The sequence below is a fragment of the Streptomyces sp. NPDC054813 genome, from assembly GCF_053611365.1.
The window spans coordinates 105,790-126,302 of the sequence record NZ_JBSHAF010000009.1; the positions used below are offsets into that span (position 1 = coordinate 105,790).

Annotated in this window: 19 protein-coding genes, 1 tRNA gene and 4 pseudogenes; 11 read left to right on the forward strand and 13 right to left on the reverse strand. The window is 68.7% G+C overall.

All coding sequences use genetic code 11. From position 1 onward, the window contains the following. The first annotated feature begins 2 nt into the window (after nt 1–2). The 5 genes and pseudogenes from ACWGJB_RS19785 (at nt 3) to ACWGJB_RS19805 (ending at nt 3,259) form a co-directional block, all read left to right on the forward strand. Nucleotides 3–770, forward strand: a complete 768-nt coding sequence (locus ACWGJB_RS19785) for an ABC transporter ATP-binding protein (RefSeq protein ID WP_453381446.1) — start codon at nt 3–5, stop codon at nt 768–770. A gap of 650 nt (nt 771–1,420) precedes the next feature. Beyond that, nucleotides 1,421–2,032, forward strand: coding sequence for a fluoride efflux transporter CrcB (crcB, locus tag ACWGJB_RS19790; protein WP_453381447.1), 612 nt, complete (start codon nt 1,421–1,423; stop codon nt 2,030–2,032). Between the two features lie 94 nt (nt 2,033–2,126). Next, nucleotides 2,127–2,465 carry a DUF190 domain-containing protein gene (locus ACWGJB_RS19795; RefSeq protein WP_453381653.1) on the forward strand — a complete coding sequence of 113 codons (339 nt, stop codon included), beginning with the start codon at nt 2,127–2,129 and terminating at the stop codon, nt 2,463–2,465. Next, nucleotides 2,465–2,818 (forward strand): annotated as a pseudogene (gene crcB / locus ACWGJB_RS19800) (fluoride efflux transporter CrcB); the annotation flags it as partial. The gene ACWGJB_RS19795 and the pseudogene crcB (ACWGJB_RS19800), both read left to right, overlap by 1 nt. A 240-nt stretch (nt 2,819–3,058) precedes the next feature. Then, nucleotides 3,059–3,259, forward strand: coding sequence for a hypothetical protein (locus tag ACWGJB_RS19805; protein WP_453381448.1), 201 nt, complete (start codon nt 3,059–3,061; stop codon nt 3,257–3,259). A gap of 76 nt (nt 3,260–3,335) precedes the next feature. Here ACWGJB_RS19805 and ACWGJB_RS19810 read toward each other — a convergent pair whose 3' ends face one another. Continuing rightward, the gene (locus ACWGJB_RS19810) at nt 3,336–3,671 is read right to left on the reverse strand and encodes a deoxyxylulose-5-phosphate synthase (protein WP_453381654.1); all 336 of its coding nucleotides are present in this window, start codon (nt 3,669–3,671) and stop codon (nt 3,336–3,338) included. Nucleotides 3,672–3,872: 201 nt separating this feature from the next. Then, on the reverse strand, nt 3,873–4,217 hold the full coding sequence (locus tag ACWGJB_RS19815; RefSeq protein ID WP_382534399.1) for an ArsR/SmtB family transcription factor: 345 nt from the start codon (nt 4,215–4,217) through the stop codon (nt 3,873–3,875). 113 nt (nt 4,218–4,330) lie between these two features. On the opposite strand from ACWGJB_RS19815, the gene ACWGJB_RS19820 reads away from it, so the two are divergent. Next, nucleotides 4,331–5,305 (forward strand): quinone oxidoreductase family protein, encoded by a 975-nt coding sequence (locus ACWGJB_RS19820; RefSeq protein ID WP_453381449.1) that lies wholly within the window; start codon nt 4,331–4,333, stop codon nt 5,303–5,305. 470 nt (nt 5,306–5,775) lie between these two features. Here ACWGJB_RS19820 and mgtA read toward each other — a convergent pair whose 3' ends face one another. Beyond that, the gene (gene mgtA / locus ACWGJB_RS19825; RefSeq protein ID WP_453381450.1) at nt 5,776–8,436 is read right to left on the reverse strand and encodes a magnesium-translocating P-type ATPase; all 2,661 of its coding nucleotides are present in this window, start codon (nt 8,434–8,436) and stop codon (nt 5,776–5,778) included. A gap of 400 nt (nt 8,437–8,836) precedes the next feature. On the opposite strand from mgtA, the gene ACWGJB_RS19830 reads away from it, so the two are divergent. Further along, nucleotides 8,837–9,082 (forward strand): hypothetical protein, encoded by a 246-nt coding sequence (locus ACWGJB_RS19830; RefSeq protein ID WP_453381451.1) that lies wholly within the window; start codon nt 8,837–8,839, stop codon nt 9,080–9,082. A gap of 106 nt (nt 9,083–9,188) precedes the next feature. On the opposite strand, the gene ACWGJB_RS19835 is transcribed toward ACWGJB_RS19830, so the two are convergent. The 4 genes and pseudogenes from ACWGJB_RS19835 to ACWGJB_RS19850 all read right to left on the reverse strand — a co-directional run. Then, a complete protein-coding gene (locus ACWGJB_RS19835) occupies nt 9,189–9,578 on the reverse strand; it encodes a hypothetical protein (protein WP_453381452.1) in 390 nt (129 codons plus the stop codon). Then, complete coding sequence (locus ACWGJB_RS19840) at nt 9,572–9,997, reverse strand: ATP-binding protein (RefSeq protein WP_453381453.1); 426 nt, start codon at nt 9,995–9,997, stop codon at nt 9,572–9,574. The genes ACWGJB_RS19835 and ACWGJB_RS19840 overlap by 7 nt, the downstream gene beginning before the upstream one ends. A 491-nt stretch (nt 9,998–10,488) precedes the next feature. Beyond that, a pseudogene (locus tag ACWGJB_RS19845) lies at nt 10,489–10,716 on the reverse strand (ATP-binding protein); the annotation flags it as partial. A 202-nt stretch (nt 10,717–10,918) separates the two neighbouring features. Further along, a pseudogene (locus ACWGJB_RS19850) lies at nt 10,919–11,116 on the reverse strand (IS5/IS1182 family transposase); the annotation flags it as partial. 28 nt (nt 11,117–11,144) lie between these two features. Between ACWGJB_RS19850 and ACWGJB_RS19855 the strand changes: the two are divergent. Beyond that, complete coding sequence (locus ACWGJB_RS19855) at nt 11,145–11,255, forward strand: aldehyde dehydrogenase family protein (protein WP_453381655.1); 111 nt, start codon at nt 11,145–11,147, stop codon at nt 11,253–11,255. A gap of 85 nt (nt 11,256–11,340) precedes the next feature. Here the strand turns inward: ACWGJB_RS19855 and ACWGJB_RS19860 are convergent, their stop codons facing one another. The 3 genes from ACWGJB_RS19860 to ACWGJB_RS19870 form a co-directional block, all read right to left on the reverse strand. After that, nucleotides 11,341–12,624, reverse strand: a complete 1,284-nt coding sequence (locus ACWGJB_RS19860) for an epoxide hydrolase family protein (RefSeq protein WP_453381454.1) — start codon at nt 12,622–12,624, stop codon at nt 11,341–11,343. A 373-nt stretch (nt 12,625–12,997) separates the two neighbouring features. Further along, complete coding sequence (locus ACWGJB_RS19865) at nt 12,998–13,375, reverse strand: DUF6188 family protein (RefSeq protein WP_453381455.1); 378 nt, start codon at nt 13,373–13,375, stop codon at nt 12,998–13,000. A 1,502-nt stretch (nt 13,376–14,877) separates the two neighbouring features. Then, nucleotides 14,878–15,444, reverse strand: coding sequence for a Uma2 family endonuclease (locus ACWGJB_RS19870; RefSeq protein ID WP_453381456.1), 567 nt, complete (start codon nt 15,442–15,444; stop codon nt 14,878–14,880). 850 nt (nt 15,445–16,294) lie between these two features. Between ACWGJB_RS19870 and ACWGJB_RS19875 the strand changes: the two are divergent. Continuing rightward, nucleotides 16,295–16,688, forward strand: a pseudogene (locus ACWGJB_RS19875) (transposase); the annotation flags it as partial. Nucleotides 16,689–16,726: 38 nt separating this feature from the next. Here ACWGJB_RS19875 and ACWGJB_RS19880 read toward each other — a convergent pair. Then, the gene (locus ACWGJB_RS19880; protein WP_453381457.1) at nt 16,727–17,674 is read right to left on the reverse strand and encodes a LysR family transcriptional regulator; all 948 of its coding nucleotides are present in this window, start codon (nt 17,672–17,674) and stop codon (nt 16,727–16,729) included. 453 nt (nt 17,675–18,127) lie between these two features. On the opposite strand from ACWGJB_RS19880, the gene ACWGJB_RS19885 reads away from it, so the two are divergent. After that, on the forward strand, nt 18,128–19,066 hold the full coding sequence (locus tag ACWGJB_RS19885; protein WP_453381458.1) for a DMT family transporter: 939 nt from the start codon (nt 18,128–18,130) through the stop codon (nt 19,064–19,066). On the opposite strand, the gene ACWGJB_RS19890 is transcribed toward ACWGJB_RS19885, so the two are convergent. Next, nucleotides 18,990–19,238: an ABC transporter transmembrane domain-containing protein gene (locus ACWGJB_RS19890; RefSeq protein ID WP_453381459.1), complete on the reverse strand. Its 249-nt coding sequence runs from the start codon at nt 19,236–19,238 to the stop codon at nt 18,990–18,992. The genes ACWGJB_RS19885 and ACWGJB_RS19890 overlap by 77 nt on opposite strands. Here ACWGJB_RS19890 and ACWGJB_RS19895 point away from each other — a divergent pair. Next, a complete protein-coding gene (locus ACWGJB_RS19895; RefSeq protein WP_453381460.1) occupies nt 19,141–19,962 on the forward strand; it encodes a tyrosine-type recombinase/integrase in 822 nt (273 codons plus the stop codon). The two genes, ACWGJB_RS19890 and ACWGJB_RS19895, sit on opposite strands and share 98 nt — an antisense overlap. 7 nt (nt 19,963–19,969) lie before the next feature. Here ACWGJB_RS19895 and ACWGJB_RS19900 read toward each other — a convergent pair. After that, nucleotides 19,970–20,042 (reverse strand) — tRNA-Arg (locus ACWGJB_RS19900). Nucleotides 20,043–20,513 lie beyond the last annotated feature (471 nt).

Sequence of the window (20,513 nt, forward strand, 5' to 3'; positions counted from 1 at the left end):
GGATGCTGCGCCTCGACTCCGTCAGCCGGCACTTCGGCGACCAGCACGTCCTGGACGGCATCAGCCTGACCGTGCCCGACGGGCAGCTCCTGAGCGTGGTCGGGCCCTCCGGCTGCGGCAAGTCCACGCTGCTGCGCACCATCGCCGGGCTGCTGCCCGCGCAGGAGGGCACGGTCACGGTCGACGGGACACCGGTGGCCGGCGTGCCGGAGCGGCTCGCGGTGGTCTTCCAGGAGTACGGCCGCTCGCTGCTGCCCTGGCTCACCGTCCGCGACAACGTGGCCCTGCCGCTGCGCCGCCGGGACCTCACCCGCGCCGCCCGCCGGGCCGAGGCCGAGACGATCCTCGAACGGGTCGGGCTGCACGGGGTCGCCCGGCGCCATCCCCGGGAGCTGTCCGGCGGTATGCAGCAGCGCGTCGCCATCGCCCGCGCCCTTGTCTGCCGGCCCGCGCTGCTGCTCATGGACGAGCCGTTCGGCTCGCTGGACGCGGGTACCCGCGAGGACCTGGAGGACCTCCTCCTCGAGGTCCATCGCACCGACGACACGACCATCGTGTTCGTCACCCACGACATCGACGAGAGCGTGTACGTGGGCGACCGTGTCGTCGTCCTGTCGCCCGGCCCCGGCTCCCGTGTCGTCCGGGACCTGCCGGTCGCCCTGCCGGGCGAGCGGGACCAGATCAGCACGCGCAGCTCTCCCGGTTTCGTGACGCTGCGCACGGAGGTGGGACGGGCGGTGCGAAGCGCTCCGCCGGGAGGGCCGGAATGAGCAAGCGCCACGGTGTGCCCTCTGTCGTCGCGGCCCTGTCGTAACTGGTCGCCCTGACCCTGCGGCCGTGACCGGACGACGAACACCACGTCGCAGAGGACCGCCTGTACGCCCTGTTTCACCTGATCGCGTTCCGAGGCCTGCGACGACTCGAGGCATGCGGCCGGCAGCGGACCGACTGGGAGGTGTACGAGGACGACCCCGAGACCGACCGACGCCGGCGCGCGGACACGCAAGGCCCGGAATCTGGTCGGCTGACGATCTACCTCGATGGCGAGCGTCCGTCACGGCACGGGTCACCGACGGCCACGGCTGTCCGCAGGTCCCCTACCAGGACCGATGGGACAGCTCCGCCATTCGTTCTCCCCGGGTCGACGGCGTAAGCTGAAAAGCGATGGCGGTGGGGCTCGCCGAAACCGCGACCGTGTACCTGGGTCGACAACAGTCCCTACCTGGTACCTGCGGCGCAGGCACGCCCACAGGTAGAAGGTCATCGTGCCCCGCCCGTCCCGGACAGCGCCTCAGCCGAACAGGACCAGTCGCAGCCCCGCAGTCACCCCTCGCGTGCGACGCACAGCGCGAGGACGCCGGATTACGGCGCGCGGACCACCGTCGGACTGGATCAGCGTAGCTCGGTGAGGAAGCAGCCGATGTCCCCCGGAGAACCCCCAGCCCGGCCCCGCGACGACGCAGCGCCGCCGGCGGAGGTTCTGCCGGTCGACCCGGACGTCGAGGTCGGCGCCGAACCACAGGCTCCCCAGCCACCGGCCGAAGCCGAGCGCTCCCGCCAGGCGGACGTCCTGGCGGTGATCGCCCTGGGCGGCGGACTGGGCAGCATCGCCCGCTACGGCCTCGCCCTCGCCTGGCCCACCCCGGCCGGCGGGTTCCCCTGGGCCACCTTCATCACCAACATCTCCGGAAGCTTCGCCCTGGGACTGCTCATGGTCTGCGTCCTGGAGGTGTGGCCGCCCAACCGGTACGTCCGGCCCTTCCTGGGCGTCGGCTTCCTCGGCGGCTACACCACCTTCTCCACCTACACCGTGGAGCTGCACCACCTGCTCTCGCTGGGCGACTGGTCAAAGGCCGACGCCTACGCCCTGACGAGCCTTCTCGCCGGGCTGGTCGCGGCATGGCTCGGTATCGCGGCCGCCCGCCGGGCCGCCGGACTGCCGGTGCGCCGTGGTCCCGGCCGCCGCAGCAAAGCACCCCCCTCGCCGACCGCCGGACCGGTCACCCCGCCCCCCAAGCGGTCTGTCCCGTAAGGAAGCAGCGATGAACCCGCACCTTCCCCGGCACCACCCCGAGGAGAAGCCTCCCCCGCGGCCACCGTGCTCTCTGAACGGCCTGGTCCTGCGGATGACCATCCACCTGGGTGAGTGGGACCAGTGCCACCACAAGCCGGCCTACACCGAGATCGTCCACCGTGCCCACCACGCCGGGCTTTCCGGCGCCAGCGTCTTCCGCGGCTTTGAGGGCTTCGGCGCCTCATCGATGGTGCACACCACCCGCCTGCTCGATCTCGCCGAAGACCTCCCCCTGACTGTCGTCATCATCGACGAGGAGGACCGCATCCGCGCCTTCATGTGTCAGGCCCGTGAGGTCGCTCCCGAGGCACTGATCACACGGGAACCGGTCCAGGTTGTCGCGCAGAGCAGCGAGGGACTCAGCCCCGTCAGCGAGGAGCAGATCAATTGATGGCCGTCCTCCTGGTGTTCCTTGGTGGCATGCTCGGCGCGCCCCTGCGCTATCTCACCGACAAGGCCATACAGGCCCGCCACGACAGTGTCTTTCCGCTCGGCACCTTCACCGTCAACATCGCCGGGTCGTTCATCCTCGGTTCCCTGGCCGGGGCTGTAGCAGCCCACGGCCTGCCAAGGGACGTCATGCTGCTGCTGGGCGTCGGCGTGTGCGGAGCCCTGACCACCTTCAGCACCTTTAGTTTCGAAACCGTCCGGCTGCTCGAAGACGGCTCCCTCGCCGAGGCCGGACTCAACGCCATCGGCAGCCTCCTGGTCGGCCTTGCCGCCGCAGCCGCCGGCTACGCCCTTCTGACTTGGCTGTTACCTGTTCGCCCGCGGAACCGGGGAAGAGAGTGGCGGAAGATCAGGAGGCAGGCAGAGCCCTGGCTGCGGCTCCCGCCTTCGTGCCTGTGATCAATAGGAACTAGAAATCGGTCACATCCGGCTCGAATTCGTATGCGCAGGCTGGGAGTTCGTTGTCTTCCCTGTGGGCCGGTGGCAGGAGGATGACTACCCGGCAGCGGCGCGGACGTCAACGTCGTACAGACGATGCTGGGCCACAAGTCCGCGACGCTGACCCTGGACACGTACGGGCACCTCTTCCCGGACCGCCTGGACGAGGTCTCGAAGAAGATGCACAAGCGCCGTTCCAAGCAGCTCGCCAAGGCGAAGGCCAAGCGGGAGAAGGCGGAGAAGAAGGCCCGCAAGGCTGCCGAGGCCGTGGCCGTCCTGGAGGATCCCGTGGCCTGATGTGTGCCTTATGCGTGCTGTGTACGCAGCAGGGGTCGCTTCGGCGCGCGGCGGAACGCCCCCTGCTTTCGGGCTGCTAGGGCAGGTCGCGGCGGACCAACGCCTGAGCGAACGGTTCTCCGGTGGCCCGGGCGTAGGCCATCCGCTCGCGCACCTCGCTGAGGGTGCGTGGGCGGTAGCCGGGGCCGCCGCAACAGCTCTTGTGGAAGCGCACACCGGCGTGCAGCAGCACGGAGAGGGTGCGCCAGGCGGCGGTGTCCCGCCTCTTGGGTGCCGCGAAGGCGGAGCCGACGTGGATCAGTGTTTCGGCGCAGCGTGGACAGACCCGGTCGTGGTCGTGGTAGCCGGGGTAGGGCTGCTTGTACGAGGCCCGGCAGGGCAGACAAACGTACGAGGTCTTTCCATGCGCCATGCGGCAAGGGTAGAGCCGCCGCATGGTCGGGCTCGACAGATTTCCGGCAATCGGGGTGGCGAACATGGCGCCGATGCTGTTCCACGCGAAGCCGTTCTGCCAGTCCGGCTTTGGGACGAGCATGCCGGAAGGGTCTGACAGTGGCCGCTCGATCAGGGCCTGCCCGATGCGTCAGCACATCTTGACCCACAGCACCAGGCACTACCGGTCGCGCGGATCCGGACTCAGCACGAGATCGAGGAGCCCCGGGAAGCGGGCCTCGAACTCCTCGCGGCGCAGCCGGTTGACCCGCTTGGGTCCCTCGTCGCGCTGTTCGACCAGGCCTGCGTTCCTCAGCACCGCGAAGTGGTGACTGAGGGCGGCCTTTCCGACGGGCACGTCGAAGCTGCCGCAGCTGCGGGTCCAGTCGCAGGAGCCGGCCAGCTCCCGTACGAGCTGAATCCGTACGGGGTCGGCGAGAGCGGCGAGGGCGGTGAGGACGAGCACGTCGTCGGGGTGCGTGTGCTCCGGAGCGGCCCGGTGACTGGTGCCGGCGCGCTGAGTCATGCCGTCCTCCCGCGTCGGTGCCATCGCCGCACCCGCTTGCCGAGTGTTCGATGAAAACCATACACTCCCGAGTGTTCGCTTCCTATCGAACACTCGCTGAGAGGTGCTGTGCCATGCGCGCGGTCGAGTTCCAGGAGTACGGCGGTCCCGAGGTCCTGAAGGTGGTCGAGGTGCCGGTCCCCGAGCCGGACCCTGGCCGGGTGAGCATCGACGTGGCCTATACCGGGGTGAACTTCGCCGACCTCAAGGCCCGCGCGGAGGGCTACCGGGTACCGCGGTTGCCGTGCGTGCCGGGACTTGAGGTGTCCGGGCGGGTGCGGGCGGTCGGTCCGGGCGTCGAGGGCCTGGCCGTGGGACAGGAGGTGACCGCCCTGACGGACGGCGGCGCCTACGCGGAGGTGACGATCGCCGACGCAACAGCCGTCTTCCCCCTGCCCCGGGGCGTCGACCTGCGTACGGCCGCCACGCTGCCCACGGTCCTGCCGACGGCGTACGCCCTGGTGCACGCGGTGGGCCGGCTGCAGCCGGGCGAGACCGTGCTGGTGCAGGGCGCGGCCGGCGGCATCGGCACGGCAGTGGGCCAGTTGGCCGAGGCGGCCGGTGCCGGGGCGGTGTACGGGGTGGTGTCGAGTGAGGCCAAGGCGGCGTACGCACGCGAGCACGGCTACGACGAGGTCTTCGTCGGTGAGTTCGCGGAGGCGGTACGGGCGTCGACCGACGGCCGCGGCGTCGACCTTGCCCTCGACCCGGTCGGCGGTGAGACGTTCAAGGCGAGCCTCGTCTCCCTCGCGCCCCGCGGCCGCCTGGTCTCCTTCGGCAACGCGAGCTCCGCAGAGCCGTGGAGCGTGGGGCAGCCGGAGCTCTACCCGCTGGGCCTCTCGGTGGCTGGCTTCTCGATCCTGACCCTGGCGCGTACGGCTCCGGCGGAGCTGCGCACGCTGACCGAGCGGGCCTTCGCGAAGGTGGCGGACGGCACGGTGTCGCTGCCGGTCACGGCGGAGTTCGCTCTGGAGGAGGCGGCGGAGGCGCACCGGTTGATGGGGGCACGGACGAGCACGGGCAAGCTACTGCTGCGGGTGGGCGGCTGAGCGGGGGGCCCTCGCCACGACCCTGGGGGCATCGCGGGCCCAGAGCGGGCCCCGGACGCGAGAATGCATCTCACCTACATCAAATATGCAGGTGAGATGCGTGATCACAAAAACTTCCCGGCACCGCTGATGAGCACCATCGGAGAACTCGGCTCCTTCCTCGCCCGCGAAGCGAACGCGGCCGCCGCCACGGTGCCGCCGGCTCCCGCCACGGTGCCGCCGGCTCCCGCACCCGTACCGGCCCTCAGGACTCCCGCCACGGTGCCGCCGGCTCCCGCACCCGTACCGGACCTCGGCCTGACCGACCCCACTCGGTACCGGCACCGAGTGGGGCGACCGAGACCAGGTGAGGGCCCCTGTAGCCGCGAGCCCGCGGCGACCCACGGCGCATGTCCGCCTGCCGGGTCACCGCAGTGTGATCCCCTTCCCTGTCCGCGCCCCGCCGCTCGCCGCGGGGCCGACGGTCCGCATCACGGCGAGCCGTCGGCCGGAGTGGGGCGGGGCGCGGCAGTGCTGAAGCGGCCGGCACGGCGCCGCAGGTGACGCCGGTCGGCGTAGTGCCGGGGAACCGGAGGTGCCACTGCCACGGCGCCGTAGAACAGCCGTTTGCCGATTTCGATGAGGACCAGGTAGGCGAGGATCATGCCGACCAGCGCGGTGAAGAACGCCCCGGGAAGCGGCTGGAAGCCCAGGGCGTGGGCGAGCGGAGTGGCCGGCAGCACCGTGCCGACCAGGACGACGCCGAGCGCCGCGAGAGTCAGCGGCAGGCTGGGGTGACTGCGGAAGAACGGGACGCGCCGGGTACGGATGGCGAAGATCACCAGGGTCTGGGTGGCCAGCGACTCGACGAACCAGCCGGAGCGGAACTGGGTCGGCCCGGAGTGGAAGACCCAGAGCATGACGCCGAAGGTGAGGAAGTCGAACACCGAGCTGAGCGGCCCGAAGCAGATCATGAACCGGCGGATGAAGGCGATGTCCCAGTGCGAGGGCTTCCGCAGCTGTTCCTCGTCCACGTTGTCGGTGGGGATGGCGAGCTGACTGCTGTCGTAGAGAAGGTTGTTCAGCAGGATCTGTGAGGGGAGCATCGGCAGGAAGGAGAGGAACAGCGAGGCGCCCGCGGCGGAGGCCATGTTGCCGAAGTTGCTGGACGTGCCCATCAGTACGTACTTGATGGTGTTGGCGAAGATCCTGCGGCCCTCGGACACCCCGTCCGCGAGGACGTCGAGGTCCTTCTCCAGCAGGATGACGTCGGCCGCGTCCTTGGCGACGTCGGTGGCCGAGTCGACGGAGATGCCCACGTCGGCGGCGTGCAGGGCCAGTGCGTCGTTGACTCCGTCGCCCAGGAACGCCACGCCGCCGCGGCTGAGCCGTTGTGCGTGCACGATGCGGGCCTTGGCCTCGGGACTCACCCGTGCGAAGACAGTGGTCCTGGTGATCGCCTCGGCCAGCTGTGCGTCGTCCAGGGCGTCGACCTCGCTGCCGGTCATCGCGCCCGCGTCGGTGAGCCCCAGGTCGTGGCAGACCTTGGCGGCGACCGCGGCGTTGTCGCCGGTGACGACCTTCACCGCGATTCCGAGGTCGGAGAGTCTGCGCAGCGCCGTGGCCGCGTCCGGCTTGGGCGGGTCGAGGAACACCAGCAGTCCGGCCAGGCTCAGTTCCCGCTCACTGTCGGGTTCGACGGTCTGCGTTCCGGGGGCGACGGGCCGGGTGGCCACGGCGACCACCCGGTTCCCTGCGGCGAACTCCGCCGCCAGCGCCGCACGGGCTTCGGGCGGGACCTCGACGCAGCGGTCCAGGACGGTCTCCGGAGCACCCTTGGTGACCAGACGCGAACGCCCGTCCCCGTCCCGCACGAGGACCGAGACCATGCGCCGTTCGTGATCGAAGGGCAGCACCGCTACCTGTGTGTAGCCGTCCAGCGCGGCCCGCTCGCCCGCGGTGGCCGCAGACCGCCACAGGGCCTGGTCCAACGGGTTCCCGCCGATGTCCTGCGCATCCCGCGCCGCGTTCTCGGTACTGAGCAGTCCCCATCGCACCACCGCCTCAAAGCCGTGGCCGCCGGCGGGGACGGCGCGCATGTACTCGATGCGGCCCATGGTGAGCGTGCCGGTCTTGTCGGTGAACAGGACATCGACATCGCCCAGGTCCTCGATGCAGACCAGCCGCTTCACCAGCACCTTGCGCCGGCTCATCCGGCGCGACCCGGCGGCCAGGCTGGTCGAGACGACCGCGGGCAGCAGCTGCGGGGTGATACCGACCGCGATGGCCAGCGAGAACAGCAGCGCGTCGATGACCGGCTTGTGCAGGACGATGTTGATCACGAAGATCGAGGTGGTCAGCGCGCCCGCGACGTAGACCAGCAGCAGCGAGAAGCGCCGCAGGCCGACCTGGAACTCGGTGTCGAGCGGGTGGGTGTCGAGCCCGGCGGCGATCTTCCCGAACTCGGTGTGCGCCCCGGTGGCCACCACCACCCCGCGGGCGGAACCGGTCCGGACGACCGTGCCCATGAGAGCGCACCCGGACAACTCGGCCAACGGGGTCCCGGCCGCGACCGCGGCGAGGTTCTTGTCCACCGGCAGCGACTCGCCGGTCAGCACCGACTCGTCGCACGCCAGACCGGTGACCCGCAGCAGCCTCAGATCCGCCGGAACGATGTCGCCCAGACGCAGTTCCACCACGTCACCGGGGACCAGCGCCGTGACGTCCACCAGGGTCGCCAGGCCGTCGCGCAGCGCCACGGCCTGGTGGTGGATCTGGGAGTGCAGCGCCTCGGCCGCCTGCTCGGCCCGGTACTCGTTGACGAAGCCCAGCCCGACGGACGCGCTCACGATCAGCCCGATGATCACCGCGTCGTTCCGCTCGCCCACCAGGAAGGACGCGACAGCGGCCGCCATCAGCAGTCCGAGCAGAGGAGAGCGCAGTTGATGCCACAGCACGGGGAACACCCGGGCGTGGTGTGTGGCGACCGCGTTGGGGCCGAACCGCGCCTGCCGTCGTACGACATCCTCGCCGCCGAGACCTTCGGCGGCGCCGACACCGAGTTCACGCAGGACATCGTCCCCCGACAGGACCGCCGCCGACATCACCCCGGGCGCGAGCACGGACTCCTGCGCCGGAGCGGAGACGCTCACCCGGCCCCGCCTCCCGGGCAGGGCGAGCCCTTCCGCACACCCTGGTACCGGCTGTTCTCACGATCCCGGCACTGCTGCCCGGTCATTACGCATCGCCGCCCTGGCGCCGTCACGCCCGGTGAGAACGCGGGGCCCGAAGACCCGGCGCGCTCCAGGATTCCAGCATCGCACGCCCAGCGCGGCCCGACGCCCGGCACGTGGCGCACCCGCCGGGATCACCGAGGAACCCGCCCTCAATCCGGCATACTGCACAGCTGCGTCCCGGGCGGGTGCCGCGACGTCCGAACGCCCTGCGGAGAGGGCGGCCGGCGGGCGGCTGCTCAGGGGTTCGAATGGGTTCGGGGGGCTCCTCGGTGGCCTGCCGGGCCCTTGGCGTGGGCGCGGCAGTGGCTACCTGCACATGACCCTGCGCCACCCCTACGAGAACTGGACCGCCCGCTTCGACCGGCACCCCCGCCACTATCCCGGCGCCCATCTGGTCTTCCTACAGACACTGACGATGCAGGTCATCGACGCCGGGCAGGCGCACCTCCTGGGCGACCCCGAGTGGCTGGGCCGCGTGGTCGCACGGTTGGCGCCGCAGCGGCCCCGGGGGTGGCATGGGATGAGGGAAGCGGTGACGCGGGCTGTGGAGGCGGAAGAATAGACGCTGCCTGAGTGGTGGAGTGGCGCTGCAGGCACTCATGCAGCCGCGCGTGCCTGAGGCCCGGCCTCACAGTTGAGACGCCGGACCGTCAAGCATCAACTGAAACCTAGACGCCCCGGGCACAGGGCTCGAAGGCGTATGCGCAGGCTGGGAGTTCGACCACTTGGCGGTGGGCTATCGGCAGAAAGATGACCGGTCGGATCGTCCACGTAATGCGAGTGTTGGCCTGGGTGACTGACACCGTGCAGGGCTCTAAGCGCAGCAGGACTCGTCGGGTTTCCGCGCGGCCGTCGTGGAGCCATGCCCACACCTCGTCCGAGGCGTCCGGGTCGAGTGCCGGTGAGATCGTGCGGAGTGCGATGGCGCCCCATCTGTCTGCCTGGGGTGCGGAGTAGGCGTCGAAGGATGCCCGGAGTGCCGGCCACTGCATCCCGTCGGTGAGGTCCTCGGTCCAGCACTCGCACCAGAAACCCCATCGGGGCTTGTCCATCAGCACGGGTGGCCTCCTCGTTGGGCGTTCACGAAGAGTTCTGCGGTGACGGTGTAGCCGCCGTGGGCGCCCTGGACGACGACCCGGTGTGCGAGGGCGCTGACCATGCCCAGGCCCCGGCCGTGCTCGGCGTCCTGGTCCTGGTGCTCGACCTTCGGGGCGCCTCCTCCTCCGTCGTCCGTGACCGACAGCGCGATGACCTGTGGTGCGACCGCCAGGGCCAGGTGGAAGCTTCCGCGTTCCCCGCCGCTGCTCGTGTGCTGGAGTGCGTTCGTGCTCAGCTCGCTCACGATCAGGGCCGCGTCGTCGGCCAGGGGCGATCCGCGCAGGATGTCTCTCGTCCAGCGGCGGGCCCGGCTGACCTCTTCCGGAAATCCTGGGCAAGTCAGTCCCCAGACTCGGACTCGACTCGTATACTCGTGCATACAAGTTCCTTCGCGCTGGTAGGCCGCCATGTGCAGCGGGTTCGGGCTAGACGAGTTTCACGCCGTCGTGGGCGCGGACGGCCGGCGGGGTGGGGCGGCCTGGGTCTTGCGCTCGGCGGTCCGGTTCAGCCGGGACAGGGTCTGGACGGCGGAGATGCCGTGGTCTCCTCGCCGTCGATGGTGAGCGAACCCGAGAAGGCGGCGAGGACGCCCAGGTCGGGGTACTTGGTGTCGTACTCCTGGTCCTTGATGTAGCTCTTGATCGCGCGCGCCTCGAATGTGGAGATCTTTTATGCGGCCAGCTCCAGGTCGGAGCCGGCCCGGTGGTCTTGTTCGCAGTCGATCGGGCTGCGGTACCCACACACGCTGTGTAGTCGGTGGGTGTTGTAGAAGCCGGTGATCCAGGCGGCGATCTTCAGCCGGGCCGCGGTGCAGGCGTCGAGGCGACGGTGGTCGTTTCGACGCCCTTGGTGCGGCGGGACTGAGTGGGTTCAGGTGTTTCTGGCCTGCCCAGCTTCGGTGGTGGCGAGGCGGTAGAAGTCTGTGCCGGTCTCGATGAGGGTGCACTTGAAGGTGAGGCGGTCGGCGACGGCCGCGCAGAGCAGGGGGTCGGTGAACGTCTTGTCCCACTCGCCGAACGGCGCGTTCGAGGCGACGGCGGTGGCCTTGCGTTCCTCGCGTTCGGTGAAGATCTGGAACAGCAGTTTGGCTGGTGCCCGGGCAGGTCGGGCGAGACCGGGTGGGCGGGGAGCCGTTCGCTGAGGGCGGTGACGGTCTTTCGGGTGATGGCCAGGTGCTCGAGGTGGGTCTCGGCTTCCCGCAGCCGTGCCTGCAGTTCGGTGATCTGTGTGCGGAGGTCGTCGGCCAGGGCCCGGGCGGCGTCCTCCTGGATGCCGAGCGTGTCGAGCAGGGGCTGGATGTTCACGCGGTGACCGTCTGCGGGTCGCGCCAGGTGGGGGTGTTCGCGCCGGTGAGCCGGCGGGCCATGACCTGGGTCATCGCCCAGTAGACGCGGGACGCGGAGGAGGCCGGGCGGTGTTCGTAGTCGCGGACCAGGCGCCGGTGCAGTATGAGGATCCCGTAGGTCTGCTCGACCCTCCACCTCTTCGGCTGCGGCACCATCGGCGTCAACGGCTACAAGATCGACCTGCTCGCACCGTTCGGCGGCTACAAGCACAGCAGAATCGGCCGGGAACTCGGCCCCGAAGACCTGGCCGCCTACCTACAGTCCAAGTCCATTTACCACGCCGCCGCCTGACCGATCCGTCCGACGACCGAGACGAGGGCCAGGGCAACCACCCTGGCCTACGGGCGCCGGACGGCAGGTGTGGCGGAGCAGCCCCCTAGCTCGTCAGACCGGTGGTGACCTGCAGGAATTCTCCAATGCCCTGGAGGAGGGCTGACGGGTTCTCGTAGAAAGGGAAGTGGCCCCCGCTGTCGAACTGTGCGTACTGCACTACGTCGTAGACCTTCTGCAGCTCCGCGCGGGTGGGAGGCGGCACAAAGGGGTCGGGGAAGGCGGAAAAGCCGGTGGGCCGTTCGACACGGGCGCCTTGCGGAAGAGTGTTGCCGTTCTCCTCGTAGGCGCCTTCGTACACCCAAAGCCCGGTGGCGAAGGAGTCGGTGGCGACGTAGAGCATGACCTCGGTGAGCAGCTGGTCCATGCTGAAGATCTGCTCGAAGCTGCGGATACGGCGGTCACTCCAGAGGTAGTACTTGTCGATGATCCACTGGGCTGTACCGACCGGGGAGTCGCTGAAGTAGCCGATCGTGGTGGGCCGGTAGCCCTGCTGCTGGAAGTACGCGAACGACCTCTGGAGCGTTCCCTGTGCCTCGATAGTCTTCGCGCGGTCCTCGGGCGAGATCTCGCCGACCCCAGGATCCACGATCCCTGTGTGCAGGCCGCTGTTGCGAAGGGACACCGTGAGGTCGACGGCAACGCACCGGGGATGCTCGTATCCGAGCCAGCTCGCAATGTAGCCACCCCAGTCGCCGCCGTGGGCGCGGTAGGAGTTGTAGCCCAGAACCTCGGTCACGAGCGTGTCGATCCGGCCCGCCATCGCACGGGGCCCGATCGGGGTCTGCGCGCTCTCGGAGAAGGCGAACCCGGGCAGGGAGGGGATGACCACGTCCACTGTGTCCCGGGCGCTGCCGCCGTGGCGCTCCGGGTGTATCAGAGGGTCGACGAGGCCGAGAAGGGATGCGAAGGTGTACGGCCATCCGTGAAGGATCACCAGGACCTTGCCGTTGCTCCCGGGAGCCTGCACATGAACGTAATGCAGAAGATCCCCGGATATGGCAACACGGTACTGGGGGAAACGATTGATGCGGCGTTCCTGAGCCCGCCAGTCGTAACCCGTGCACCAGTAGTCTCCGAGTCGCCGCATGGACGCGTGGTCCGGACCGATGTCCCACCCCGTCGGACCTGTTCGGGGAAAGTTGCAGTCTACGACTCGGCGCTTGATCTCCCCGAGAACATGGTCCGGTATGTCCACCTTGAACGGTGTGGGCCCGGTGGCCCCACTGCCACCAGCCGGCGCCACCGGCGCGGCGCCGTCCGCAGGACCGTGCAGCCCCAGAACCCTTCTGCGATGTATGTCCTGGGGCTCCGAAGCAGAATCGTCCACTGTGCATCCTTCCGGCAGAGGGCGCGGGCACCACGACAGCCACGGCGCGCAGGCCGGCGGTGCCCTGTCGGAAGCGGATGGGGCAACACCCTCGAGCCCAGTCTTGAAGCAACGAAAGTCCTCGGCAACTCGGGAGCCGAGTGGGTCAGGAAATCGGGCTGGGTTTGTGAGCAGGGCTGCCGCCCCGTGTTCCGAAAGTGATCAGGACGGCTGCCGGGCAGCTTCACACCTCTCGGATGGCTTCGCCCAGATCAGGGCCGTAGGAGGCCCGGCAGATGACTGAGCCGTCGGTGTTGAGCTGCCCCATGTACCAGTCGTCGCCGACTCTCGCGAGGCACAGGTCATGTGTCGCCAGTCAGCGCACCCAGTCGTCCTAGCCGCCAGGACCGACCGTGATCGGGTCGATCCCGTGTCCGGTCAGATGCCAGGACTCAAATTGCGGGTCTGGCCCGATCCAGAGTCCTGCGCCATCTTGAAAGTCGATGACCAACGCACCATGGTCACGCACGTCGACCGCGGTGACCGACTGCCCGTACAGCGCTAGAACAGGCTCGAGGCTCACACCTGTGCCGGGGTCCAGCTCGTGCCACTCGCCAGCAGCATCCCGGAACAGGAACGGCGTCTCCACTACCAACTCGGCATCCAGCCGGCACCCCTCGACCGGATCGAGGGCGCACAGGATCAGCCGCACCTGCTGATCAAATGCTGTGCGCTCCACCCGAGAGCCGATCAAGGCCCCTGGAACCTTCACGCCGCCTCCCCACGTCCACAGCAAACCGACAACCTGATGGTTCGACGTAGGTGCAGCCTGTTCCCCCAGCGGCGTGCCCCCTGCGTGCCCGATCACCAGGAGACAAGCGGGGAACCACGGGGAATCGCGGACAGCGAGGAGCTCCCACACAGGTCAACGACCTCGCAGGTCAGCAGGAATCCGCGTACGGGGGGGGCAACAGCACGCATGCGGTGAGTGACCTTCGTCGCAAGGTCAGTGGAATCTCAGGGACTGATCAAGCCAAGGGGGCGTCAGCTACCGGTTGGAGGTGGCGCCCCGACGGCTCGGCCTTTGCGGTCTGACCGCATCCTTATCAGGTCGATCACGGGGGTCTGTCAACGTCGGCCAACGGGCCCTGCGCCTCGGCCGATCGTCCACTGCGGTCCAGCGCTGACCGCTGCTGTTCGTGCTTGTTGGTGTCAGCCCCCGCTCGTGGTCTTGACAAGCTGGGGACCCTGCCCCGGTCCCCTCGATGCGAACTTCGGGCGCGCCGGTCGCTGAGGTTTGCTGCGCTGGCCAGCCAGCCGCGTACGCGCAGGAATGGCCGACTGCGGTTGTGGCGGTTGCTGTACTTCGCTGCTGAGCGGCAACCGGCTCCACCTCATCGGTCCTGCCGCGGTCGTCTACGACGCAGCCCCCCGGCGCTGGCGACGGCGACGAAGAAAGTGCCGCCTACTGTCATAGGGAAGTCGGAAGCGAAGGGCCTCAGAGGGGGGTGTTCAAGGAAGGCTCGATCGAACGCAATTCCGATCAGGGCGGCTGTCAGTCCGATCGCCCACAGGAGCAGTACCAGCAACCATGTGCTCCGGGTGCTCAGCCAAGAAGTCATTGGATCATCATGCACCCGACGCACCGGCGACCGCAGTCCCTGTCGCTTCTACTACCCAGCTGTGCGGGGGCGACAGACCGCCCGGCCTTCGCGCCGTGCCGCCAGTTTGGAAGACGGCGTATCCGCTTACCAGTTGACCTGGGACAAGTCACTTGGTCGGCTCTCCCGCGGCCTGTGAGTCCTGGGCTCCAGCGTCCCGCTCATATGCACGTCGCCGCTTCGGTCGAGGGCGGACGTGATCGAGGACCCAGCCTCCAGCCGTTACCACACCCATGATCAAGAAGAGGATGGAGGCGACCCGTAGAGGCTTCTCGCCATATAGGGCCTGGTAGCCGAACCAAGCCACGGCGATGCAGATCATCAGGCCGTTGCCAAGTCTCCTAAAGCGCGGGGCCATACGCACTCCCGGGTCAGGTTTGACATCCAGTTTTGACATCAACGGGGGCGGTCACTCACGACCGGGGCGCCGCTTTCGCAGTAGCCGGTCCAGGGGTCGAGTCCTTGCCGGGGAGTGCCTGGCGCTGCCGTGCGGTGCTGTTTCCCCTGGCCAGAACCGCACGGCGAGCCACTTGATTCCGGCTCATGCCGCCCTGTGTCGGGCTGTCCGCTCACGCATCGCTCACGCGCTGTCGGCTGCTGAGCAGCGCGTGAGTCAGACCTGCCCGAGGTCGATCTCCACCGGGAACGGGGCCACTACCTTGAGGACGCCGGTGAACACGTCTCCGTCCCGGTAGGTCTTCGTCGCGGGGTCGAGAACGTAGGTGTACACGAGAGGAACGCCTGTCGCGGCCTGCTCGATCCGCCAGTAGAAGCCGATGCCTGCCTTGGCGTACTGGTCGACCTTCACGATTCGGTCCGTGGTCTCCGAGCCTGGCGACACCACCTCCGCGACCAGCAGCACGTGCTCAGGGCGGGTAGGAGTGATGTCGATCGTGTCTGCGCGGTACACGACGACATCCGGGCGGCGATTGGTCAGCGGGACGTCCTGAAGCCGGACGTCGAAGTCCGTGTCAGCGTTCCACTCCGGGCCCGCGGCGGCATCCAGGGCGTTCGCCAGAATCCGGGCCAGACGGTTGTGCCGCTTGGACGCACTCGGACTCACGACGACCATCCCGTCCACGATCTCGATACCGGCGCACTGCTCCTCGGACCAGGACTCGTACTCCTCCGCGGTGATCTGCTCATGCATCCACGCCGGGGCCACCATCTCGGCCGTCATGAAGCACCTCCCGGACGCTGTGCTGCGGGCCCGATCCCGCTGGATTCAGCGTACTGTCTGCCGTCCGTCCGGCATGCTGCTCTCGCTCACACCCTCCCCGTTGGCCGGCATCCGACCAGCGAGCCCACGACAAGTGAGGAACCAGCGCCGGCCTGCGGAACGTCCCGGCCGGCAGCCGCGCCTTCGTGAAGGGACTGCACGTGGTGTTCACCTTGCTGCGCCGGACCTGGCCCGGCACCCTACTGATCGCCGGGGGTGTGGGGGGATCACGCCCGTGCGGGTCATGCTGGAGGAGGCGCCCGGCGACGTCGTCATGCTGTACCGGGTGCGCGGCGAGGCCGACGCCGTGCTACTGAACGAGGTGCGCCACCTGGTCGCGCTACGGGGCGGACGGCTGCACCTGCGACACGAGGGGAGTGCACGAAGATCCCTCCGAAGATCACAAACAGTCGTGCCTCTTCGTAGCGAGCCCGGTGTCCGACGCGCCCGGCGATTCGTCGTCAACTCACCCGCACGGGCGGTAAGTCACACAGGTGCACAGCCAGGCTGGCGCACGGCTCCCTGCACTGCCACGACGAGCCGGGCGATGAGGGCCCCGTCGCCCGTGCTGTGCACCGCAGGCCCGTGGAGATCCCGTGTGAGCCGTTGCAAGTCAGGTGACGGCTGGGCAAGTTGCTCACGCGCCCTTACGGGCTGGGCTCAGGGGAGGGCGGGCATGGCAAGTAGGGGCGACCGGCAGGCGAGATTACGACTGGCTCGGCAGCGGCCAGGACCCGATCAGGTTCGCCTGAGGATGATCCGCCCTGGCACCCCCTCCCGGATCGGCCCGTACCGTATCGTCGGTCGGCTTTTCCCCGGCCTCGGCGTCCAGCTCGGCGCCCGGGTGCTGGCCGAGATCGGCGACGACCGCACCCGGTTCGCCGACGCCCGCGGCCTCAAGGCGTACGCCGGCTCCTCGCCCATCTACCAGGGCCTCCGGGAAGAAGTCGAGCATCACGCGGCGGTGGGTGAAGAACGACCGGCTCAAGCACGCCGGCTACCTCTGGGCCTTCTCCGCCATTACTGCATCACCCGGCGCCAAAGCCCACTACCGAAGGCGCCGCGACGACCACGCAGACTGGCACGCTGCCGACCGGAGAAACCTCTTCAACCGCATCCTCGGGCAGCTCTACCACTGCCTCCAGCACCGCAAGCTGTTCGACGAACATAGCGCTTTCCCCGTCGAACTCGCTGCCGCCGCTTGACGAGTCAGAACCCTGAGGTGTCTCACAGGGCATTACACCTAGGCGTTGACCTCCTGCTGGATCGCTGTTTGGGCCACCTGTTGCAGGAGCTCCCCGAAGTAGCGGATGTCAGGGCGCCGAGACGTGCCGCTCCGACTGACGGTGTACACCGTACGGGTCACGGGGTGGAGGAGGGGGTGGAGGCTGATCGGCCCCGGTGTCGCCTCCGGTAGGGCCATGCGAGGCAGGAGTGCTACTCCCGCCCCAGCGGCAACCAGTGCCGCCAGCACGGAGAAGTCGCTGCTGCGGGACCGGATGGCTGGAACGAATCCGGCGGCGCCGCAGGCCCGCTGGATCATCTCGTGGCAGGACGTCTCCGGGCCGGGGGTAAGCCAAGGGTTGTCGGAGAGTTGTGCCAGGTCCACGGTCTCGCCCGGTCCGATGCCCATGCGGGTGGCGTGATCGGGGTGGAGCGCGAGCAGGACGGGTTCCTCAAGGAGTTTGGTCTGCTCGCACCCGGTGGGGAAATCGCGCGGCAAAACCGTGTACCCGTGGACGACGGCCAGATCGACGTCCCCTCGGCGCAACGCCTCCAAAGCGGCGTCGGGCTCTTGCTCAACGAGCTCCAGCATCAAGCTGACGTCTGCTTCCTCACCCGCGCCCAGGATCCGCTCCCATACGGGAGCGATCAGGGTACGGGCCGCGGAGGCGAAGGCGGCGATACGCACGATGCCGTGGCCGCCACCGCGAATGGCCTCCAGAGCGGACTCGGCTGCAGCCAGGTCGCCGAGCACGATTTCAGCGTGGGACACCAGTAGCTCGCCGACAGGGGTCAGGCGCAAGGTGCGCCCCTGCTTCTCCACGACGGGCATACCCACTTCCCGTTCCAACGCCGCGAGTTGCTGGGAGATGGCGGGAGCGGTCAGATACAACGCCTGCGCCGCGGCCGCAACCGTGCCGTGGGTGGCCAGATACTGCAGGACCCGGAGCCGTCTGACATCAAGCATGAAGATTCCCTAATGCATCGCGCCTGAACCATCAAGCATAGCCATCCGCCGGTCCTTCCCGCCCCCGACGCCCGCCCGGCTGCATCGCTGTCCCCCCGGCGCGCAGGCGCGAGGCGGACATGAGTGGAGCGCTCATACATCTGACCAGAGGCCGACGCCGCCGCATCCGGCGCCGCTCCCGACCACGCGCGAACCGGCCTCCGCCGGTGGCCGGCCCGGGGAGGGGTGGCCTCTCGGCCGGAGCTGGATCGGCAGACGCGCCTTCAGGAGGATGAACGATCACGCCCAGGGCGTAGTAGCCGCGAGGCCTCCGTTCTCCCGGCGTCCCCCGGGCGTCCGCGGCCCGACCCGGTTCCTTGCCCGTGCCCCACCTCGGACAATTTAACCGCCCTTCTGTATTGGCCAAGAAAAGCTAACTGGATCTTTTGCTTTACTCGGCGCATCGTAAGAGGCATGAACGCTCACACCGGCTCCCGCAGCTTCCTCGCCCTGATGGGCGTCGTCGTGCTCTGGGCTTCGGCGTTCCCGGCCATCCGTGTCGGAGTCGACGGCCTGGGTGTGGCGGCGCTGTCGTTCCTGCGGCTGGCCATCGCCGCGGTTGCCCTGGCAGCGGTCGCGCCGTTCCTGGGTGTGAGGCGCCCGCGGCGCCAGGATCTGCCGCTGATCGCACTTGCCGGAGCAACCGGCATGACCGCCTACCAGGTACTGCTCAACTGGGGCGAGGTCCATGTCTCCGCGGGGACCGCGAGCATGCTGATTGCCATCGCACCGGTCTTCAGCGTTCTGCTGGGCAGGGCGTTCCTGTCGGAGCCGGTGACGCGTCCAGTGTTCATTGGCAGTGGTGTCGCCATCGGCGGTTCAGTGATCGTCGCGCTCGGCGGTGGCTCCACAGGTTTCTCCGGCGGTGCGCTCGTGGTCTTCGCCGCCGCTGTCGTGCAGGGTGTTTACCACTTCGTCTCCAAGCCCCTCCTGCGCCGCTACAGCGGCGTGGAGGTCGCCACGTACGCGATGGTGGCGGGGACAGTCTTTGCGCTTCCGCTGCTTCCGGCGACATTGCACGTCGTGGCTGAAGCCCCGCTCGGGGCGCTGGTATCGGTGGTGTATCTCGGTCTTCTGCCCTCTGCCGTGGGATTCGTCATCTGGGGCTACGCCGTTGCCCGGCTGCCGCTGGCGGTTTCCACGGCCGCCCTGTACCTGGTGCCGCCGGTCGCGCTCATCGTCTCGTTCGTTTGGCTGTCCGAGATCCCCCATCTCCTAGAAGTGGTGGGCGGCATCGTCATCATCAGCGGTGTGGTGCTGATCAACCGCCGCTCCCTTACGTCCACCCGCAAAGGACGCACCCCAAGTCCGCCAAGGTACGGGCCGCCAGAGACTCGGCTCGGTACGCCTTGATGGTCCTGAGCGCGTCGAGGTTCGAAGTGAACCTCTGGGCGATCTTCCCGATTGCGACCTGCTGACCGGTGACATTGGATTTCACCCGGGCCAGAATCAGGGAGATCACGATGGTCACGAGCGCGAGCGAGGCGACGGTGACCAGGGTGAGGACCCAGTCGATCCACACCATCACCACAAGCGTGAAGCTCACGGTCAGAGCCGCGAGGGGCAACTGGGCTCCCTGGTCGACGACTTGCCGCAGCAAGAGGGAGTCCGAGGTGTACGAGGACGACCCCAAGACCGACGCCGGCGCGCGGACCATCGCCCTCGACTCCGATACGGCCCTCAAGCGGCACCGCGCCCAGCAGGACAAGGACCGTAAGGAGTGGGAGAACGCCTGGGTGGAGACCGGACGCGTCTTCACCAAGGAGAAAGGCGAGTTGCTCCACCCCGCCAACGTCACGCGACGGTTCATCGAACTGTACGAGGAGATCGACCTCCCGCCGGTCCGGCTCCACGACCTCCGCCACGGTGCCGCGACCCTCGCCCACGCGGCCGGGGCCGACCTGAAGGACATCCAGGAGATGCTCGGCCACTCCTCGATCACCCTCACGGCCGACACGTACACGAGCCTGCTCCCCGAAGCGGACCTGGCGATCGCCGAGGCCGCAGCCCGGCTCGTCCCGCGCGCCCGCGCCGCCTCCGAAAACACCGCCCCCGAAGGGGAGGCCGAGCCCGACGACGCGGAGCATTCCGGCCCGGAGTCCGTGCCGGATGATGCTGATCCGTTGGGAGCAATTTCGGAGATCAACTCTCCGTCCGCTCACGCACCGCTCACGCAAACGTGGCGAGGAGTCCGACCGAGGCCGATTAGGAGCCTTCCCTGGGGGATAAACCCCAGGTCAGAGCGGTAACGCGTTGTGCCCCCGGCAGGATTCGAACCTGCGACACCCGCTTTAGGAGAGCGGTGCTCTATCCCCTGAGCTACGAAGGCGGGGCCCTGCGTGAAGCGTGGCTGAATACTCTGAGTGCGTACTCGCCTGCGCTCCGGCAAGGATACGGACCGCCGCTGAGGGCGGTCCCTGACAGGTTAGCGGATCAGGCGGGGGTGGTGGGGCTGAGGCTGATGCCTCGGTCCGGTTTCATGATCGTCGGGTCTCTCCGTCGTCGTTGCCGAGGTCTGTGGCTTCCGGCCGAAGGCGATCACGCGGCGGTTCCGGGGAGCGGTCGAACCGGCACCTGTTGACCGCGATCGTGTCCGAAACGTCCGCAACATCCGAAGCGCATGAGGCGTCCGCGCCCGAAACGCGTGTCGCGATCAAGGCGACCGCACCGCGCATCACGTGCCGCAGTCACCTCGCGGGGGGGGGCCCGCGCCCCGGCGCGCCCCCCCGCGCCGGCGCCAGCGGGGGGGGCCCCCCCCGGGGGGGGGGGGGGGGGCGCGCCCCCCCCCGCCCCCCCCCGC